The 18,426-nt window shown below is 60.1% G+C and carries 11 protein-coding genes and 2 pseudogenes; 7 read left to right on the forward strand and 6 right to left on the reverse strand.

Translation table 11 applies throughout. The annotated features are described in order from the left end of the window. Nucleotides 1–41: 41 nt before the first annotated feature. The 4 genes and pseudogenes from ACEPAJ_RS10445 to ACEPAJ_RS10460 all read right to left on the reverse strand — a co-directional run bounded on the left by ACEPAJ_RS10445 (nt 42) and on the right by ACEPAJ_RS10460 (nt 4,615). Nucleotides 42–1,648 (reverse strand): annotated as a pseudogene (locus ACEPAJ_RS10445) (carboxyl transferase domain-containing protein). Nucleotides 1,649–1,757: 109 nt separating this feature from the next. After that, nucleotides 1,758–2,921: an isovaleryl-CoA dehydrogenase gene (locus ACEPAJ_RS10450; protein WP_425914777.1), complete on the reverse strand. Its 1,164-nt coding sequence runs from the start codon at nt 2,919–2,921 to the stop codon at nt 1,758–1,760. A 29-nt stretch (nt 2,922–2,950) separates the two neighbouring features. Further along, entirely contained in the window at nt 2,951–3,352 is a 402-nt protein-coding gene (locus tag ACEPAJ_RS10455) for a MerR family transcriptional regulator (protein ID WP_425914778.1), read from the reverse strand. A gap of 330 nt (nt 3,353–3,682) precedes the next feature. Further along, a complete protein-coding gene (locus tag ACEPAJ_RS10460) occupies nt 3,683–4,615 on the reverse strand; it encodes a LysR family transcriptional regulator (protein WP_425914779.1) in 933 nt (310 codons plus the stop codon). Nucleotides 4,616–4,772: 157 nt separating this feature from the next. Between ACEPAJ_RS10460 and ACEPAJ_RS10465 the strand changes: the two genes are divergently transcribed. Continuing rightward, a complete protein-coding gene (locus ACEPAJ_RS10465; RefSeq protein WP_425914780.1) occupies nt 4,773–6,002 on the forward strand; it encodes an acyl-CoA dehydrogenase in 1,230 nt (409 codons plus the stop codon). Nucleotides 6,003–6,101: 99 nt separating this feature from the next. Here ACEPAJ_RS10465 and ACEPAJ_RS10470 read toward each other — a convergent pair whose 3' ends face one another. Both ACEPAJ_RS10470 and xthA read right to left on the reverse strand, forming a co-directional pair. Next, on the reverse strand, nt 6,102–7,484 hold the full coding sequence (locus ACEPAJ_RS10470) for a substrate-binding domain-containing protein (RefSeq protein ID WP_425914781.1): 1,383 nt from the start codon (nt 7,482–7,484) through the stop codon (nt 6,102–6,104). A 105-nt stretch (nt 7,485–7,589) separates the two neighbouring features. After that, entirely contained in the window at nt 7,590–8,405 is an 816-nt protein-coding gene (xthA, locus tag ACEPAJ_RS10475) for an exodeoxyribonuclease III (RefSeq protein WP_425914782.1), read from the reverse strand. Nucleotides 8,406–8,547: 142 nt separating this feature from the next. Here xthA and ACEPAJ_RS10480 point away from each other — a divergent pair, with 142 nt between their 5' ends. The 6 genes and pseudogenes from ACEPAJ_RS10480 to ACEPAJ_RS10505 all read left to right on the forward strand — a co-directional run. Continuing rightward, on the forward strand, nt 8,548–9,189 hold the full coding sequence (locus tag ACEPAJ_RS10480; protein WP_425914783.1) for a GNAT family N-acetyltransferase: 642 nt from the start codon (nt 8,548–8,550) through the stop codon (nt 9,187–9,189). A 95-nt stretch (nt 9,190–9,284) separates the two neighbouring features. After that, a complete protein-coding gene (locus ACEPAJ_RS10485) occupies nt 9,285–11,012 on the forward strand; it encodes an autotransporter assembly complex protein TamA (protein ID WP_425914784.1) in 1,728 nt (575 codons plus the stop codon). Further along, nucleotides 11,009–14,677, forward strand: coding sequence for a translocation/assembly module TamB domain-containing protein (locus ACEPAJ_RS10490; protein ID WP_425914785.1), 3,669 nt, complete (start codon nt 11,009–11,011; stop codon nt 14,675–14,677). The genes ACEPAJ_RS10485 and ACEPAJ_RS10490 overlap by 4 nt, the downstream gene beginning before the upstream one ends. A 293-nt stretch (nt 14,678–14,970) precedes the next feature. Then, nucleotides 14,971–16,314, forward strand: coding sequence for an alanine/glycine:cation symporter family protein (locus ACEPAJ_RS10495; protein ID WP_274086594.1), 1,344 nt, complete (start codon nt 14,971–14,973; stop codon nt 16,312–16,314). A gap of 143 nt (nt 16,315–16,457) precedes the next feature. Next, nucleotides 16,458–16,958, forward strand: coding sequence for a thiol peroxidase (gene tpx / locus ACEPAJ_RS10500; RefSeq protein WP_274086593.1), 501 nt, complete (start codon nt 16,458–16,460; stop codon nt 16,956–16,958). 224 nt (nt 16,959–17,182) lie between these two features. Beyond that, nucleotides 17,183–18,326 (forward strand): annotated as a pseudogene (locus ACEPAJ_RS10505) (MdtA/MuxA family multidrug efflux RND transporter periplasmic adaptor subunit); the annotation flags it as partial. Nucleotides 18,327–18,426 lie beyond the last annotated feature (100 nt).

An 18,426-nucleotide genomic window follows, 5' to 3' on the forward strand; every position in this document is an offset into this window, starting at 1 on the left:
ACCATCGCCGGTAGATGGGTGAAGCGTCATCCACCCTACGGTCACATACGGAATACGCCGAACTGAGTCGGCTCAATTGGCGCGTTGAGGCTGGCGGACAGCGCTAGGCCCAGTACATCGCGGGTTTGCGCCGGGTCGATAACGCCGTCATCCCATAAGCGAGCACTCGAGTAGTAGGGTGCCCTTGACGCTCGTACTGTTCGAGGATGGGCTGTTTGAGGGCCGCTTCATCCTCGGCGGAGAAGCGCTGCCCGGCGCGTGCGGCCTGTTCATGTTTGACCTGTACCAGCACGCCAGCGGCCTGTTCGGCGCCCATTACGCCAATCCGCGCGTTCGGCCACATCCACAGAAAACGCGGCTCAAAGGCGCGACCGCACATACCGTAGTTACCGGCGCCGAAGCTACCGCCGATGATCACGGTAAATTTAGGCACTTTGGCACAGGCCACGGCGTTGACCAGCTTGGCGCCGTGCTTGGCGATGCCGCCGGCTTCGTATTTTTGACCGACCATAAAGCCGGTGATGTTCTGTAAAAACAGCAGGGGAATGCCACGCTGGCAGGCCAGTTCGATAAAGTGCGCGCCTTTCTGCGCCGACTCGGCAAACAGGATGCCGTTATTGGCGAGGATCGCCACCGGATAGCCGTGGATATGCGCAAAGCCGCAGACCAGGGTGGTGCCGAACAGCGCCTTGAACTCGTCGAATACGCTGCCATCGACAGTGCGGGCGATCACTTCACGCACATCGAAGGGTTGTTTGGCGTCCGCCGGAATCACCCCGTATAGCTCTTCGCTGCTGTACAGCGGATTGATTGGCGCACGGTTATTCAGCACGCCGAGCTTGCGCCAATTTAGATTGGCAATTGAGCGGCGGGCTAGGGCCAAGGCGTGCTCATCGTTATCGGCGTAATGGTCAGCCACACCACTGGTTTTGCAGTGCACATCGGCGCCGCCGAGGTCTTCAGCGCTGACCACTTCACCGGTGGCGGCTTTTACCAGCGGCGGCCCGGCGAGGAAGATGGTGGCCTGGTTGCGCACCATGATCGCTTCGTCAGCCATGGCTGGAACGTAGGCACCGCCGGCGGTGCAGGAGCCCATGACCACGGCGATTTGCGGGATACCCATGGCGGACATATTGGCCTGGTTGAAGAAGATTCGCCCGAAGTGCTCACGATCCGGGAACACCTCATCCTGACGTGGCAAGTTGGCACCGCCGGAGTCCACCAGGTAGATGCAGGGCAGGCGGTTCTGTTGGGCGATGGTTTGCGCGCGCAGGTGTTTTTTCACGGTTAGCGGGTAGTAGCTGCCGCCTTTGACCGTGGCGTCGTTGGCCACGATCATGCACTCAACGCCCTCGACCCGGCCGATACCGGCCACCACACCGGCTGCAGGTACATCTTCACCGTAGACCTCGTAGGCGGCCAACTGGCCGATTTCAAGGAAGGGTGAGCCGGCATCGAGCAGACGATTGATCCGTTCACGGGGCAGCAGTTTGCCGCGTGAGGTGTGACGCTCCTGAGCCTTGGCGCCGCCGCCTTCGTGAATGCTGGCGAGTAGGGCGCGCAGGTCATTCACCTGAGTGAGCATTGCCAGCGTATTGGCAACGAACTCCGGCGAACGGGTATTGATTTGGGTGTGCAGGATGGCCATTGAGTTGGCTCCGGTAAAAACGTCAGGCCGTAGGATGGGTTGAGCCTGCGATACCCATCGCAAGCATCGGCATGGGTATCGCTTCGCCCAACCCATCCTACGGTTTGGCTTATTTGGTTTCGTTGAATAGCTCACGGCCGATCAGCATGCGGCGGATTTCGCTGGTGCCAGCGCCGATCTCATAGAGCTTGGCGTCGCGCAGCAGGCGGCCGGTGGGGTATTCGTTGATATAGCCGTTACCGCCAAGAATCTGGATGGAATCCAGAGCCATCTGGGTGGCGCGCTCGGCGCTGTAAAGGATGACCCCGGCGGCGTCCTTGCGCGTGGTCTCGCCACGGTCGCAGGCCTGGGCCACGGCATACAGGTAGGCGCGGCTGGCGTTGAGCTGGGTGTACATGTCGGCGACCTTGCCCTGGATCAGCTGAAACTCGCCGATGCTCTGGCCGAACTGCTTGCGGTCGTGGATATAGGGCACGATCACATCCATGCAGGCCTGCATGATCCCGGTCGGGCCACCCGACAACACCACGCGCTCGTAGTCGAGGCCGCTCATCAGCACGCGCACGCCGCCATTGAGCTGGCCGAGGACGTTTTCTTCCGGCACTTCGACATTGTCAAAGAACAGTTCGCAGGTGTTGGAGCCACGCATGCCGAGTTTGTCGAATTTGCTGCCACGGCTGAAACCCTTCCAGTCGCGCTCGACGATAAAGGCGCTGATGCCGTGTGCGCCCTTGTCCAGGTCGGTTTTGGCGTAAATCACGTAGGTGTTGGCGTCGGGGCCGTTGGTGATCCAGGTCTTGCTGCCGTTGAGCACGTAGCGATCGCCTTGTTTGTCGGCGCGCAACTTCATGCTGACTACGTCGGAGCCGGCATTCGGCTCGCTCATCGCCAGCGCGCCGATATGCTCGCCGGACACTAGCTTGGGCAGGTACTTGGCCTTCTGCTCGGCCGTGCCGTTGCGTTTGATCTGGTTGACGCACAGGTTGGAGTGCGCGCCGTAGGAGAGGGCGACCGAAGCCGAACCACGGCTAATCTCTTCCATGGCGATGACGTGGGCCAGGTAGCCCAGGCCGGATCCGCCGTATTCCTCATCGACCGTGATACCGAGCAGGCCCATGTCGCCGAACTTCTTCCACATATCCGCCGGGAACTGATTGTCGCTGTCGATGGCCGCTGCGCGCGGTGCCAGCTCGGCCGCGACAAAGGCCTGGGTCTGTTCGCGCAACATGTCGATGGTGTCGCCTAGGGCGAAGTTGAGGGAGGGGTAGCTCATGGTTCCACCTATAAGATTTGTTATTAGGTTTAGGAGGTAATCGATTGTTTTTTATCAGTTTCAGACAAAGCAGCTAAACAGCGTTCTTCGGCGGTATCCAGCTCTAGCTGCATCTGTTCAATGTCCAGCAGCTGTTGCTCGAGCTGGGCGCGGCGCTCTGCAATCTTGGCCATAAAGGTGTGCAACTGTTTGTGATTGCCGTGTACGGGGTCGTACAGCTCGATCAGCTCCTTGCACTCGGCCAGGGAAAAACCGATGCGCTTGCCGCGCAGAATCAGCTTGAGGGCGACTTTGTCTTTGGCGCTGTAAATGCGCTCCTGGCCACGGCGTTCGGGGCTGAGCATCTGCTGCTCTTCATAGAAACGAATGGCGCGGGTGGTGATATCCAGCTCGCGGGCCAGTTCAGAAATGGAGTAGGTGACGGCGGACATAGGTGATGGCTCTTGCTTACCTTTACGTTAACGTAAGCCTGCAAGGCGCCGTAGTCAACTGGCGCCCAGACAATGCCAACTAGGCTGCGGAGAGCGATACCTTAGTTGCTATTTTTTATAGCTTAAAAGTCGTTAACTGACAGCGCTTTACGGCGTTTATCTAGAACGGTTGGGAGGTATGGATTGCCGCAACCATTGCAGCTGCGCTCATTCATAAGCACGCACAACCCCGGCCAATTGGCGCAAACCTGTTTGGCTGTGGGGTTGGCTAACGGTCGTGGTCGCAAATAAACAGAACCTGGAGTGGCAAGCGCTCTTTATCCGAAGGCGTCAGGCCTGGGTCTTCTCGTTTTTCTTTTCCAGGGCTACGGCTTGTTGGGAGATCTCGATGATCTGCTCGCGCATCCAGCGGTTGGCCGGGTCTTGGTCGGTGCTTTCGTGCCAGTACAGGTGAGTTTCCAGTGGCGTCATATCTTTGATTGGCAATTCGACAAAATGCAGGTCGTTACGGCGGGCGAAGCGTTCTGGCACGGTCATGGCCATGTCGGTGCCTTGCAGCACAGTGGTGGCCATCAGGTAATGCTGTGAGCGCAGGGCGATCTTGCGCTGGATGCCCATGCGGCCCAACGCCAGGTCGACGTGGCCCAGGCCGCTGCGGCGGCTGGAGATATGGATATGGGTCAGGCCCATGTAGTCATCAAGGCTGATTTTCTCTTTGGCCATGGGATGACCACGGCGCATGGCACAGACGTAGCGGTCTTCCATCAGCTTGACGTGGCGCACCTGAGGGTCGGTGTTGAGTGGCGCATCCACGGCGAAATCCAGGCGGCCAGCGGCTAGTTCCTTGGTTGTTTCGCGGCGGCGCGCGAGCATGCTCTCGATATTCACATTCGGCGCCATACGCCGCAGACGCTGGAACAACGGCGGCAGGATGATGGCCTCGGTGAGGTCGGTCATGCTGATGCGGAAGGTTTTGTTGGCCTGGGCCGGATTGAAAATGCGGCTTTCCTGCACGGAAATGCGCAGCTGCTGCAGCGCGTTGCGCACCGGCGCGATGATGTTCTGCGCCATCGGCGTAGGCACCATGCCCTGTGCGGTACGCACGAACAAAGGGTCATTGAAAGTTTCGCGCAGGCGCGCCAGGGCATTGGACACTGCGGGCTGGGTAATGCCGACGATCTGCCCGGCGCGGGTCAGGTTGGCCTCGGTGTAGATGGCATCGAAGACGACAAAGAGGTTGAGGTCGACCTTGTTGAGATTCATGACACGCTCGCTCCGCAGGTTGTTGTTATGGGTGGATCATATATCGGTGATGAATGTTTATACACGCTGAGAATAGATTAGATAAATCTTAAGCCCTGCTCTAGCATCATTTCCACCTCACCTCATTCCCAAAAATCAGCGTCAGAAGGTAGCCATCATGGATTTCGCCTACTCCCCAAAGGTTCAGCAACTGCGTGAACGCGTGACCGCGTTTATGGAGAGCCATGTCTATCCAGCAGAAGCCGTGTTCGAGCAGCAGGTCAATCAAGGCGACCGCTGGCAGCCCACCGCGATCATGGAAGAGCTCAAGGCAAAAGCCAAAGCCGAAGGGTTGTGGAACCTGTTTCTGCCGGACTCTGAGCTGGGTGCAGGCCTGACCAATACCGAATATGCGCCCCTGGCCGAGATCATGGGCAGCTCGCTGATTGGTCCTGAGCCGTTCAACTGCGCCGCGCCGGACACCGGCAATATGGAAGTCTTGGTGCGCTACGCCAATGAAGCGCAGAAGGAGCAGTGGCTCAAGCCGCTGCTGGACGGCACCATCCGTTCGGCATTCGCCATGACCGAGCCGGGTGTGGCTTCATCTGATGCCACCAATATGCAAGCCAGCGCTGTGCGTCAGGGTGATGAGTGGGTGATCAACGGTCGCAAGTGGTGGACTTCCGGCGCCTGCGATCCACGCTGCAAGATCATGATCTTCATGGGCCTGACTAACCCGGATGGCCCGCGCCATGCGCAGCACTCGATGATTCTGGTGCCGATGGATGCGCCGGGGGTGAAAGTGGTTCGCCCGCTGCCAGTATTCGGCTACGACGATGCGCCGCACGGCCACGCCGAGGTGTTGTTCGAAAACGTCCGCGTGCCTTATGAAAACGTCCTGCTCGGCGAGGGCCGCGGTTTCGAGATCGCTCAGGGCCGCCTTGGCCCAGGCCGCATTCACCACTGCATGCGCTCCATTGGCATGGCTGAACGTGCATTGAAGCTGATGTGCGAGCGTTCGATCAGCCGTACTGCCTTCGGCAAACCGTTGGCGCGTTTGGGCGGCAATATTGATCACATCGCCGACTCGCGCATGGAGATCAACATGGCCCGCCTGTTGACCCTCAACGCGGCGTACATGATGGACACCGTGGGCAACAAGATTGCCGCCAGTGAAATCGCCCAGATCAAGGTGGTGGCGCCCAACGTCGCGCTCAAGGTGATCGACCGCGCGATCCAGATGCACGGCGGTGCTGGGGTGTCTAATGACTTCCCGCTGGCCTATTGGTACGCCATGCAGCGCACCCTGCGCCTGGCCGACGGCCCGGACGAGGTGCACCGTGCGGCCATTGGCAAGTTTGAGATCGGTAAATACGTGTCCAAGGATGTGATGAAAGCCAGCCGTTAAGGCGCTTCAGCAACACAACACAAGGCCCGCAATTGCGGGCCTTGTGCGTTATGGGGTTTAGCGCGCGGTTAACGCTGGTGTCAACCAGGCAGCCAGCGGTCAGTAGACCCAGACTTCTACCCGGCGATTCTTGATCCGGCCTTCATCCGCGCTGTTGGTGGCCACCGGCAGCTCATCACCGAGGCCGATGATGTCGCGGAACACGACGCCGCCTTTGCTTAGCTCACGGCGTACTGCCATGGCGCGTAACTTTGACAGCAACTCGGCGCGGGCCGGGTCCGCTTTGGCGTCGCCAAAACCAACCAGTACCACGTTACCCTTGAGCTTATTTTGCCCCTGCAGGTAAGCCAGTAGCCGGTTCAGGTCGCGGCGGGCCTTGTTGTCGAGGCTGGCGCTGCCTTCCTGAAAGCGAAAATTCACCGATAGGCGTTGGGCGTTTTGCGCCAGGTTCAGGTAGCTGGCGGGCATGTGCGCATGCGCGGGGATATTCACCGCCTGTACGGTCTGCGCGATAAACCCACTCTGCTCGACAATCGCCTGGCCGCGCGGGCTATGGGCAAACTGCACCAGGGCACGTGCCCAGGGGTTGTTCAGCTCCGGCTGGTTATACAGAAAGAGCCGGCGCGACAGCGGGTAATCCTCGGTGGCAATCAAGGTCAGGCTGGGCAGCATGGGTTGTGAGTTGCCGGCCGCGATTGCCAGGGCCTTGGCCTGGCGAATATAAGGCAGGCCAATAAAACCGATGCCGTTACGGTCTTGGCTGACCGCATCGGAGAGTTTCTCGCTGGATTCATAACGCTTGGCGTGAGTGGCCAGGGCTTTGCCATTGGCGCTCAGCACCAGCTCTTTAAAGGTGTCATAGGTGCCGGATTTGTCATCACGCGCATAAATGTTGATTTCGCCTGCGGGTGCACCGAGTTGCGCCCAGTTGGTGATTTCACCAGCAAAAATTTGAGCCAATTGCAGGGTGTTTAACGCGGAGAGGGGGTTGCCCGGGTGCAGGATGATGGCCAGGCCATCGAGGGCGATGATCTGCTCAGCACTGGCGCTTTTCAGGTCCCCAAGAGCAAGCAGGCTGGTGGCTTCACTGTCCTTGATTGGCCGTGATGAGGCCGCCAGTTCAGCGCTGCCATCGGCCAATGCAGTAAAGCCGGTGCCCGAACCATGGGCCGCGACCTCAATGCTGACACTGTGGCCATCGGGATGTGTGCCGGTGATGCGCTGCTCATTTTCCGCCGCGCCTGCTTCAATGCGAATGGCGCTCAACCCTTGCTCTTCAAATAGGCCTTTGACCAGCGCCGGACCGAGCTTCGCGCCAATGGTGTTGGAACCCTGAATGCGCAACACGCTGCTGTTATCAGCGGCAATGGGCAGGGCGGCGAATACCGACCAGGGCAGGGCGTAGCAGATTGAACCGAGTAGCAGAAAGCTGATGGTGCGAATCCAGGTTTCACGATCAGAAGTAGAGTGGGTGCGCGGCATGCGACAAACACCTTGTATGGGTGAGTGAAAGTGCCGCGACGATAAGACAAATACGTGACTGCAATATGACAGTCACTTTTCGATGTGAACGCTCTAGCTCCGGGTTTATTCGCTTAGTTCGAGCCAGATCGGGGCGTGGTCCGAGGGTTTCTCCATGCCGCGCAAGTCGTAGTCAACACCGGCATCCTTGATTCGCCCTTGCAAACCCGTTGAGGCGAGAATCACGTCGATACGCAGGCCACGCTTGGGCTCATCTTCAAAACCGCGGCTGCGGTAATCGAACCAGCTGAAACGGTCATTCACCGCCGGGTTGAGCTGGCGGAAGCTATCAACCAGGCCCCAGTTCTTTAAGGTGGCCAGCCATTCGCGCTCTTCTGGGAGGAAGCTGCACTTGCCGCTTTTCAGCCAGCGCAGGCGATTAGGCTCACCGATGCCGATATCGCAGTCTTCCGGCGAAATATTGATATCGCCCATCACCACCAGGGCTTGCTGCGGGTTGAACTGGCTGACCAGCAAGTTCTGCAAATCAGCATAAAAGCGCTGCTTGGCCGGGAACTTGGTTGGGTGGTTACGGCTTTCGCCCTGTGGGAAGTAGCCATTCATCACCGTGACCGGGTTGCCCTGGGCGTCGGCAAAGGTGCCGTAGATGAAGCGTCGTTGGGCGTCTTCGGGGTCACCGGGAAAACCCTTGTGCAGGCTCAGCGGCGCCTGGCGCGACAGCAGGGCAACGCCGTAGTGGCCTTTCTGGCCGTGGTAGTGCACGTGGTAACCCAGCTTGCGGATCTCGGCTTCTGGGAACTGCTCATCCGCCACCTTGGTTTCCTGCAGGCCAATGACATCCGGTTGGTGCTTGTCGATCAGCGCGGCCAGTTGATGTGGGCGGGCACGCAGGCCATTGATATTGAAAGAGACGATCTTCACGGGCGACTGTCCTGGGTGGCGTTCTGGAAAGCCGCGATGCTAGCCCATTGCGCGCGCTAGCGGCCAGCCTGTGGCGGTGGCTGATGCACGGTGCTAACGTGGCTGCAGGCCGAACATACCAAGAACAGCAGAGGTCAAGCAGATGCCCAACAGTCTCGCCGAAGTTCGCATGCTCGATAGTGGCTATGCCCGTGAAGCGCGCTCGCTGCTCTATCACGCCTACCGCCATGACCCCACTTTCGCCTACCTGTTTGAAGCCGAGCGACCTGGTTATGACCAGCGTGTGCGCGCCACGGTGCGCGAGCTGGTGCAGCAACATTTTACCGAAGACCTGCCGGCCATTGGCCTGCTGATCGACGACCGACTGATTGGCATGGCGTTGATCGCACCGCCGCAGCGGCGCATGGACATCACCGAGAGTTGGGGCTGGCGCATGCGCATGCTACTGACTGCCGGTTTTCGCTGCACCCGGCGCTATCTGGAATACCACGACGCGGTGATTGCCTGCCTGCCGCCTGGCCCGTATCACGTGTTGCCATTGCTGGGGATTCACCCGGAATACCAGGGCAAGCACCTTGGTGAGCAGCTGCTCGAAGCGCTGCACAACTGGTGCGCTGAAGATGCCGGTTCGCAGGGGGTGGTTCTCGATACCGGCAATGGGCACTACCTGGATTTCTACAAGCGCCAGGGCTATGAGGAGGTGGGTGAAGTTGCCATTGGCCCAGTCATTGAGCACGTGTTCTTCCACCCGAGCCCACAATTGGCCGTCAAAGCCAGTGCCTGAGGTCATGCTGGCACGGCGCAAAGATGCCGTGCAGCGCAACTAAAGCGAAGCCAGGTGCTCTAAATCGGCCTCTGGCTCGTGCTAGCATCGCCTCCATGGCTGTTTTTTCTAACTTCTTTGCTGGGTTTTTCCTTCTCTTGCTGAGTGCTACGGCCCTGGCCGAAGCACAGCTGCGCGTGCGCGTTGAGCCGGCCAATAGTGCGCTGAAAAGCAATATTGAAGGCTATATCGGTAGCCTCGGCGAGCGTGATGCCGAGGCCCTGCAGCGTTATCGTCGGGTTGCCGAGGGTCAGGCGGGAAAAGCCGCCCAGGCCTTGGGCTACTACCAGGCGCAGATCACCACAGAGGTCAGCGAAGGTGCCACGCCGCGGCTGACTGTGCGGGTTCAGCCTGGCGCGCCGGTGTTGCTGCGTGACGTGGTGGTGCGTGTTGATGGCCCTGCGGCGCAACTGCGTGCCTTCCGCACCCCCCAAGACCCGCAACTGCGCAGCGGCGCGCAGCTTAATCACGGGCGTTACGATGCGGCCAAGCGGGACATCCAGAACCAGGCCTCACGCTATGGTTTTTTTGCCGGACGTTTCACTCAGCAACGCCTGACCATCGACCCGGATGCCGGGGTTGCCGATATCGAGCTGGTCTATGTCAGTGGTCCTCGCTACCAGCTTGGTGCAGTGCGTTTTCTCGGTGACGCGCCCTTCGATGAGCAGCTGTTGCAACGCATGGTGCCGTTCCCGGCTGATAGCCCCTATGACTCTGCGCTGATTGCCAAGTTGTATCAGGCGCTGCGTTCCAGTGGTTATTTTGAATCGGTGCAGGTGGACGCCAACCCGAGCAGCGCGGCGGCCGAGCAAATCCCGGTCGAGGTTCAGCTGCAGGTGCGTAAACCACGCAGCATGGGGCTGGGTGTGGGGTTTTCTACCGATGTCGGCCCGCGTGGTAAAGGTAACTGGACCCGCCATTGGGCCAACTCGCAGGGGCACAGTTATGGCGCGGAGTTCGAGCTGTCGGCCCCGCGGCAGAATGTCGGTCTGTGGTACGACATACCGCTTGACCCGCCGCTGACCGATAAATTGCGGGTGGCCGGTGGCTATCAGGCAGAAGAGCTGGCCGATACCGACAGCAACAGCCGTCTGCTGACCTTCGGCCCGGAATGGCACAGCAAGCTCGACAGTGGTTGGCAGCGGGTGGTGTCGCTTATGTGGCGGCACGAACAATATGATCTGGGCGATGATGCCGGTACCAGCACATTGCTAATGCCCGGCATCAGCTACTCCTACCTGCAGAGTGACAATCAGATCGACCCCAATCACGGTTACCGTCTGCAGCTGGATTTGGCCGGTGCTGCCAAGGAGTTGTTGTCCGACGCCAATGTGCTGCACGGCAATGTTCAGCTCAAAGGGCTGACAACCGTATTCAAACGTCACCGCTTGCTGGGCCGGGTGCAAGTGGGCGGTACGGAGTCCAATGGCTTTGCTCGGGTGCCGCCGTCGCTGCGTTTCTTCGCCGGTGGCGACCAGAGCGTGCGCGGTTATGACTACCAGAGCCTGTCACCGGAAAATAACCAAGGGGACAAGGTGGGCGGCCGGTACCTGTTTACCAGCAGCGTGGAATACCAATACAGCCTGACCGAGCGCTGGCGCTTGGCGAGTTTTGTCGACCAGGGCAATACCTTCGATTCGTTACAGATCCCGTCGCTGAAAAGCGCTGTGGGCATTGGCGTGCGTTGGGTCTCGCCACTCGGCCCGTTGCGTCTCGATTTGGCCCACCCGCTGGATGATCAGGGCGGCATCCGTCTGCACTTTTCCATGGGCCCAGAACTGTGACGCGCCGGCTGCGCTATGGCCTTTACGGCGTACTCGGGGTGCTGCTTGTTGTGTGCAGCGGCCTGAGCCTGCTGCTGGGTACGCAGGGCGGCAGCCGCTGGTTGCTGGCGCAGGTGCCGGGGTTACAGGTAGAGGCGTTTAACGGCCGTTTGGCAGGGCGCTGGAGCGCGGCAAGCCTACGCTGGCAGCATGGGCAAAACAGCGTGCAGCTGATCTCGCCGAGCCTGGACTGGTCGCCTGCCTGCCTGCTGCGCCTGACGCTGTGCATCGAACAGCTGCACAGCGGGCCGATCACCTTGAAGTTCCCCGCAGATGAGCAGCCCAGCAACGAGCCATTCAGCCTGCCAGACCTGAGCCTGCCCCTGGCGTTGCAACTGGGTGATGTGCAGATCGACAGCCTGCAGCTCAACGGCGTCGAGCAGCTACGGGCTTTGCAGTTGGCTGCGCACTGGACGGCGCAAGGTATCCAGCTCGACAACCTCAGCCTGCACGCCGCTGACCTCGACCTGGTGCTGCAAGGACAGGTGCACACCACCGGCAACTGGCCCTTGCAGCTCAGCGGGCAACTGCATTTACCGGCGCCAGAGCAGCAAGCCTGGCCTGTAATGCTTGAACTCAGCGGCGAGTTGCGCGAGCGGCTGCAGCTAAGGGCGAGGAGCAGCGGTTACCTGCAGGGCGAATTAAGCGGCTGGTTGCAACCGTTGGCAGAGCACCTGCCTGCGCTATTGCGCTTGCAGGTCGCAGCCTTTAAGGCCAGCGCTGAACTGCCGGACAGCCTGACTCTTGAGCAGCTTGAGTTGACGGCCCAGGGCGATTTGCAGGCGGGTTATCAGGTTATCGGCAGTGCCAGTTTGCCGGCCGTCGAAGGGCCTGTGGCTTTGGCGCTGGCGGGTGTGGTCAAGGCTGACGGTGCGGATGTCAGTAACCTCAGCCTGACTGCCAGCCCTGAGCAGCAGGTAGAGCTCAGCGGCGAGCTGAACTGGCAGCAGGGCCTGAGCCTGGACAGCCGCTTCACATGGCAGAACTTCCCCTGGCAGCGCCTTTACCCACTGAGCGAGGCGCCGCCCGTGGCGCTGCGTACGTTAAAAGGTGAGTTGGCCTATCAGGCTGGCAATTATCTGGGGCATTTCGCCGCCGAGTTGGATGGCCCAGCAGGCGCGTTTAGCCTGCAAAGCCCGCTGAGTGGAGACCTGCAGCATCTGTACCTGCCCGAGCTGCGCCTGCAGGCCGGGCAGGGCCGCGCCGAAGGTCAGGTCAGCCTGGGTTTTGCCGAGCAACTGAGCTGGGATGTACGTTTGCTGTTGAGCGAGCTTGACCCGGCCTATTGGCTGGCCGAGCTGCCGGGCAACCTGGCCGGCCCTGTGAACAGCTCCGGGAGCCTGCTTGATGGGCAGCCCACACTCAGCGCCGATATCGACCTCAAGGGGCGCCTGCGCGGGCAGCCGGCCACGTTGCTGGCAAAATTTGCCGGCGGTTTGCAGCAGGGCGAGCTGAGTGCGTTGGACGTGCGCCTGGGTGATAACCGTATCAGCGGTAAAGCGGCCTTGCAGGAGCAGCTAAGCGGCCAATTGTTGTTGGCGATGCCGCGCCTGGGGCAACTCTGGCCTGGTTTGCAGGGCCAGCTCAGCGGCCAGCTGGACCTGGCCGGCAACCTGCAAGCGCCTCAAGGCCAATTGCAGCTGCAAGGTCAGCGTTTGGCCTATGCCGACCAGCGTCTGCAACAGCTCAGCCTCGATGCGCGCCTGAACCGTGTCCAGCGCGGCCAGTTAACCCTGCAGGCCCTGGGCATCCAGCTTGGCGAGACTGATCTGGGCCGCCTCGATGTCACAGCCAATGGCGATCAGCACCAGCAAAGCCTTGAGTTGCAACTGCAAGGCCCCTTAGTGCAAAGCCAGCTGGCGTTGGCTGGCAAACTGGATAAAGGCAACTGGCGCGGCAGTCTCAGTCGCGGCCAGGTGCAAAGTGGTGGTCAGGACTGGCGCCTGCAACAGCCGGCTTCACTGGTGCGCCTGGCCAGCGGCCAGCTTAGCCTCGGCGCGCATTGCTGGCGTTCGGGCAACGCCAGCCTGTGCGGCGGTGAGCAGCGCCTGTTGCCGGAGCCTAAGTTAAGCGTTCAGCTCAGTAATTTGCCGATGGATAGCCTGGCGCCGTGGTTACCCAAGGATTTCACCTGGCAAGGGCAACTCAATGGTCAACTGCAGCTTGAACTGCCAGCCAGCGGCCCGAATGGTCGCCTGCAGCTGGATGCTGGCAGCGGCATCTGGCGTGTCCGCGATCAGCAACAGTGGCTGGAGTTCGCCTATGACAGCCTGCGCCTGAATACCCAAATTCGTCCGCAACGCATCGACAGTTCACTGCTGTTGCGTGGCCCAGCTATTGGCGAGCTGGCCCTGGACGCCACGCTTGATCCGCGTCCGGCGAGCAAACCGCTGTCTGGCAGTTTCCGTCTCAACGGCCTGGACCTGGCACTGGTTCGGCCCTTTGTGCCGATGGTTGAGCGTATCGCCGGGCAGCTCAATGGTGCGGGCACGCTGTCGGGTGGGCTTTTAGCGCCGCAGATCAACGGCAACCTGCGCGTCAGCAATGGCGAAATCGCTGGCGGCGAATTGCCCATGAACATCGAACAGCTACAACTCCAGGCCCGTATTGAGGGCGAACGATTACTGCTGGACGGTGATTGGCGCAGTGGCGAACAGGGCCAGGGCAGCCTTAACGGCGAGCTGAACTGGGCCGCTGGTTTAACCGCAGACATGCAATTGCGGGGTAGCCGGCTGCCGGTGGCGGTGGAACCTTATGCGGCGCTGGAGGTTGAGCCAGACTTGCGTTTGAGCTTGCGCGATGAGCAGTTGTCGGTGGCGGGCAAGGTGCTGATTCCCAGCGGCAAGATTGAGATCCGCGAGCTGCCGCCCTCAACCGTGCAGATTTCCAGCGATGCGCATGTGCTGGGGCGTGACCGTGCGCAGCAGCAGCCCACGGCGATTGCCATGGACATTGATGTCGAGGTTGGTCAGGAACGCCTGACCTTCAGTGGTTTTGGCTTGAATGCCGAGCTGAAAGGCCGTGTGCACATCAGCAATGACCTGGACACGCGCGGTGAGTTGAGCCTGAATAAAGGACGTTTCCGCGCCTATGGTCAGCGCCTGAATGTGCGCCGCGCGCGCTTGCTGTTCGCCGGCCCCATCGACCAGCCGTTTCTCGATATTGAGGCCATCCGCCAGGTTGATGATGTCACCGCGGGTCTGCGCCTCAGCGGTAATGCCGCGCAACCGACCACTGTGGTGTTTTCCGAGCCGGCGATGAGCCAGGAGCAGGCGCTGTCCTATTTGGTCATGGGTCGTCCGCTGGGGCAGGGCGGTGGTGACAACAATATGCTCGCCCAGGCCGCACTGGCCCTTGGCATGGCCGGCAGCGCGCCGCTGATCAACAACCTGGCGCAAGGTTTGGGGATCAGCGATTTCCAGCTGGATACCGAGGGTTCCGGGGTGACCACCAGTGTGGTCGCCAGCGGTAACTTGTCTGAGCGCCTGAGCCTGCGCTATGGCGTGGGGGTGTTTGAGCCGGCTAACACCATTGCCTTGCGCTATGAACTGAGCCGCAAGCTCTATCTCGAGGCTGCCAGCGGCCTTGCCAGTTCCCTGGATTTATTCTATCGACGGGATTTTTAGCCGCTGTTTGTGCGGACAAACGCTGGATTAAGCCAGTTAATTCGCGTTTAAATTGCGCACCGCGCTCAAAACGTCTGAGCGTTGAAATCTAAACGGTGAAAATCACTATCACAGTCTCCCTATACTGGCTGCCGCTGAGCACTGGGCAGCCGTTGCGCTGACTGGTATAGCCCGATTCGCTGTTTGCCCGCGCACCAACCCGGCTCGCGTTTGCCTAACAGCGTTGCCTACCCGGCAATCGGATAAGCGATGGGTACCCACCTCGCGTTCACTAAAACAATAAGGAAATGAGCATGGAATTCGTCAACACTCTGGTTAATCAACTCAATGGCGTGGTCTGGGGGCCACCCATGCTGGTGCTGATTCTCGGCACCGGCCTGTTCCTCATGCTGCGCCTTAAATTTATGCCGCTGAGCAAGATCGGCGCTGGCTTCAAACTGATGTGGCAAGGCCGCAAGAAAGGCGATGAGGAAAGCGGCGAAATCAGCCCCTTCCAGGCGCTGATGACCTGCCTGGCTGCCACTGTGGGTACCGGTAACATCGCCGGTGTGGCCACCGCGATCTTCCTCGGTGGCCCGGGCGCACTGTTCTGGATGTGGTGCACCGCATTGGTCGGCATGGCCACCAAGTACTGCGAAGTGGTACTGGCGGTGCACTACCGTGAGAAGGACAAGCGCGGCGAGCACGTTGGCGGGCCGATGTACGCGATCAAAAACGGCCTGGGCAAAAAGTGGCTGTGGCTGGGTACGGCATTCGCCATTTTCGGCGGCTTTGCTGGTTTCGGTATCGGCAACATGGTGCAGGTCAACAGCATGGCCGCGGCCCTGCAAACCACCTTCAACGTACCGTTGTGGGCCACCGGTTTGGTCACCATGGTCTTTGTTGGCCTGGTGATCCTTGGCGGTATCAAGCGCATCGGTAAGGTCGCTGCGACCCTGGTGCCGTTTATGTGCGTGGCCTACATCATTGCCGCGTTCGTGGTGCTTGTGGTGAACGCCTCTGAGATTCCAGCAGCCTTCGAAATGATCTTCACCTATGCCTTTAGCCCAGCCGCTGCCACCGGTGGTTTTGCCGGTGCAGCAGTTATGGCGGCGATTCGCTTCGGTGTGGCACGCGGTATCTTCTCCAACGAAGCGGGCCTGGGTACTGCTGGTATCGCGCAGGCGGCCGGTACCACCAACAGCCCGGTGCGTTCGGGGATGATCGGCATGCTCGGGACCTTTATCGACACCATCATCATCTGCTCGATGACCGGTCTGGCGATCATCACCTCCGGTGTATGGACCAGCGGTGAAAGCGGTGCGGCACTCTCGGCGGCGGCCTTTGAATCGGCCATGCCGGGCGTCGGTGGCTACATTCTGACCATTGCTCTGGTGGTGTTTGCCTTTACCACCATTCTCGGTTGGAGCTACTTCGGCGAGAAGTGCTGGGAATACATGGTTGGCACCAAGTCGATCATGCCGTTTCGCATTCTCTGGGTGCTGGCGGTGCCGTTCGGTGCGATTGCCCAGCTGGATTTCGCCTGGTTGGTGGCCGATACCCTCAACGGCCTGATGGCGATTCCTAACCTGTTGTCGCTGATACTGCTGAGCCCGATCGTGGTCAAACTGACCAAGGATTATTTCGCTAAAAATTGATGTGCCGTATGACTGAGCAGGGTAGTCTGACTTTCTGGTCGGTTCTCCCTGCCCGTCTTCAAGAGGGCGCGGGCTTGCCATTTGGTGGGTTCGCGCCCTTACTTGTTAACCGTCTCCAATTTCGCTGAAAAAGGATTGTTCCAATGGCACAAGTCACCCTTAAAGGTTCCCCGGTTGAAGTCGCTGGTCAACTGCCACAGGTGGGCCAGCAAGCCCCCGCTTTCAGCCTGGTCGCCGGCGACCTGAGCGATGTGAGCCTGGCCAGTCTGGCCGGTAAGCGCAAAGTGCTGAATATTTTCCCAAGCGTCGATACCCCGACCTGCGCCACGTCCGTGCGTACGTTCAACGCCAATGCCAGCAAGCTGGCCAACACCGTGGTGTTGTGCATCTCCACCGACCTGCCGTTCGCCCAGGCGCGTTTCTGCGGTGCTGAAGGTCTGGAAAACGTGATCAACCTGTCGACCATGCGCGGCGCTGAGTTCCTCAAGGACTACGGCGTGGCCATTGCCAGCGGTCCACTGGTGGGCGTTGCTGCCCGTGCGGTCGTAGTGCTGGATGAAAACGACAAAGTGCTGCACAGCGAGCTGGTTGCTGAAATTGCTGACGAGCCGAACTACGAAGCTGCAATGGCTGTACTCAAGTAAGCGCACACTTCGCATCATCGACGGCCTGCTTTGCAGGCCGTTTTTATTTATGGCTTGTTATCCCGGCGGGTCGTTGCGATGCGAGGCTGAACGCCAATCCGACGATTTTCTATTCGGATCAGATATTTAGTTACGTAAGAGAAAGGTAAATAGGCGGTAAAGAACCTTTGCACGGGAGCTGATAGTCAATATCGTTCAGGCTCCCCAAGGAAGTGATCGTCGCCATGCCTGATACACAGCTCAGCAACCGTACCCGTAACCTGTCGCGCCAATGGCTGATTGGCCTGCTTGCGCTCGCCGCGCTGAGCCTGCTGCTTTGGTGGTTTTGGCCGAGTGCAGAACAAGGCCCGGAAATGGGCCGTGGCCGTTTTGGCGATATGGGCCCGGTACCGGTGCGCGTGGCCAGTGTGAGCCAGGGTGATTTCCCGGTTGAGCTCAAAGCCCTGGGCACGGTCACGGCCTATAACACGGTGAATGTGCGCGGCCGGGTAGATGGCCAATTGGTCAAACTGCTGTTTAAGGATGGTCAGCAGGTCAAGGCGGGTGAGCTCTGCTCGCGGTGATTGACCCGCGGGCCCTATGAAATCGCCCTGCAGCAGGCGCAGGGCGCACTGCAAGAGCGCCCAGGCGCAGCTGCGTAATGCCGAGCTGGACCTTAAGCGCTACCGCGGCCTGTACGCCGAAGACTCAATAGCCAAGCAGGCGCTCGACACCCAGGAAGCGCTGGTTAACCAGTACCGCGGCAACCTCAAGAGCTTGCAGGCGGATGTCGCCACCGCGCGGCTTAACCTCGATTTCACTCAGGTGCGCGCACCGATCAGCGGCCGCCTGGGTATGCGTCAGGCGGATGTCGGTAACTGGTGGTTGTTCCGGCGATACCTGCCATTGGTAGTCATCCCAGACCCTGCCCATTGCCGTGATGTTCACCCTGCCGGAAGCCGAACTGCCTGCGGTGTGTGCAACAAATGCGTACCGGCATACCTTGGCTGTCGAGGCCTGGGATCGCAGTGAAAAACTCAACTGGCCGAAGGCGAGCTGGAAAGCCTCGACAACCTTATCGACACCGCCACCGGCACGATCAAACTCAAGGCGCGCTTCGCCAATGCCGAAGAGCAGCTCTTCCCCAATCAATTCGTCAACGTTCGCTTGCGGGTGAAAACCCTGCAAAACGTCACGCTGATGCCCGCCGCCGCGCTGCAGTTCGGCGCCAGTGGCACCTTCGCCTATGTTGTGGACGAAGAAGACAAGGTGCAGCTGACGCCAATTCAGCGTCGGCCCCAGCGATGTCAACTCAGCGTGGTGGAGCAGGGCCTCAAACCGGGCGATCGCCTGGTGCTGGAAGGCACTGACCGCCTGCGCTCCGGCAACAGGTCGAGGTAATCGGCGATAAACGGTTACTGCCCAGGACGTGGCTACGCCTGAGCGCATGGGAGCGCCGCGCGCCCAATGAACGCCTCTCGCCTGTTTA

It is taken from the genome of Pseudomonas sp. GWSMS-1 (genome assembly GCF_049847425.1).
Classification (GTDB): domain Bacteria; phylum Pseudomonadota; class Gammaproteobacteria; order Pseudomonadales; family Pseudomonadaceae; genus Aquipseudomonas.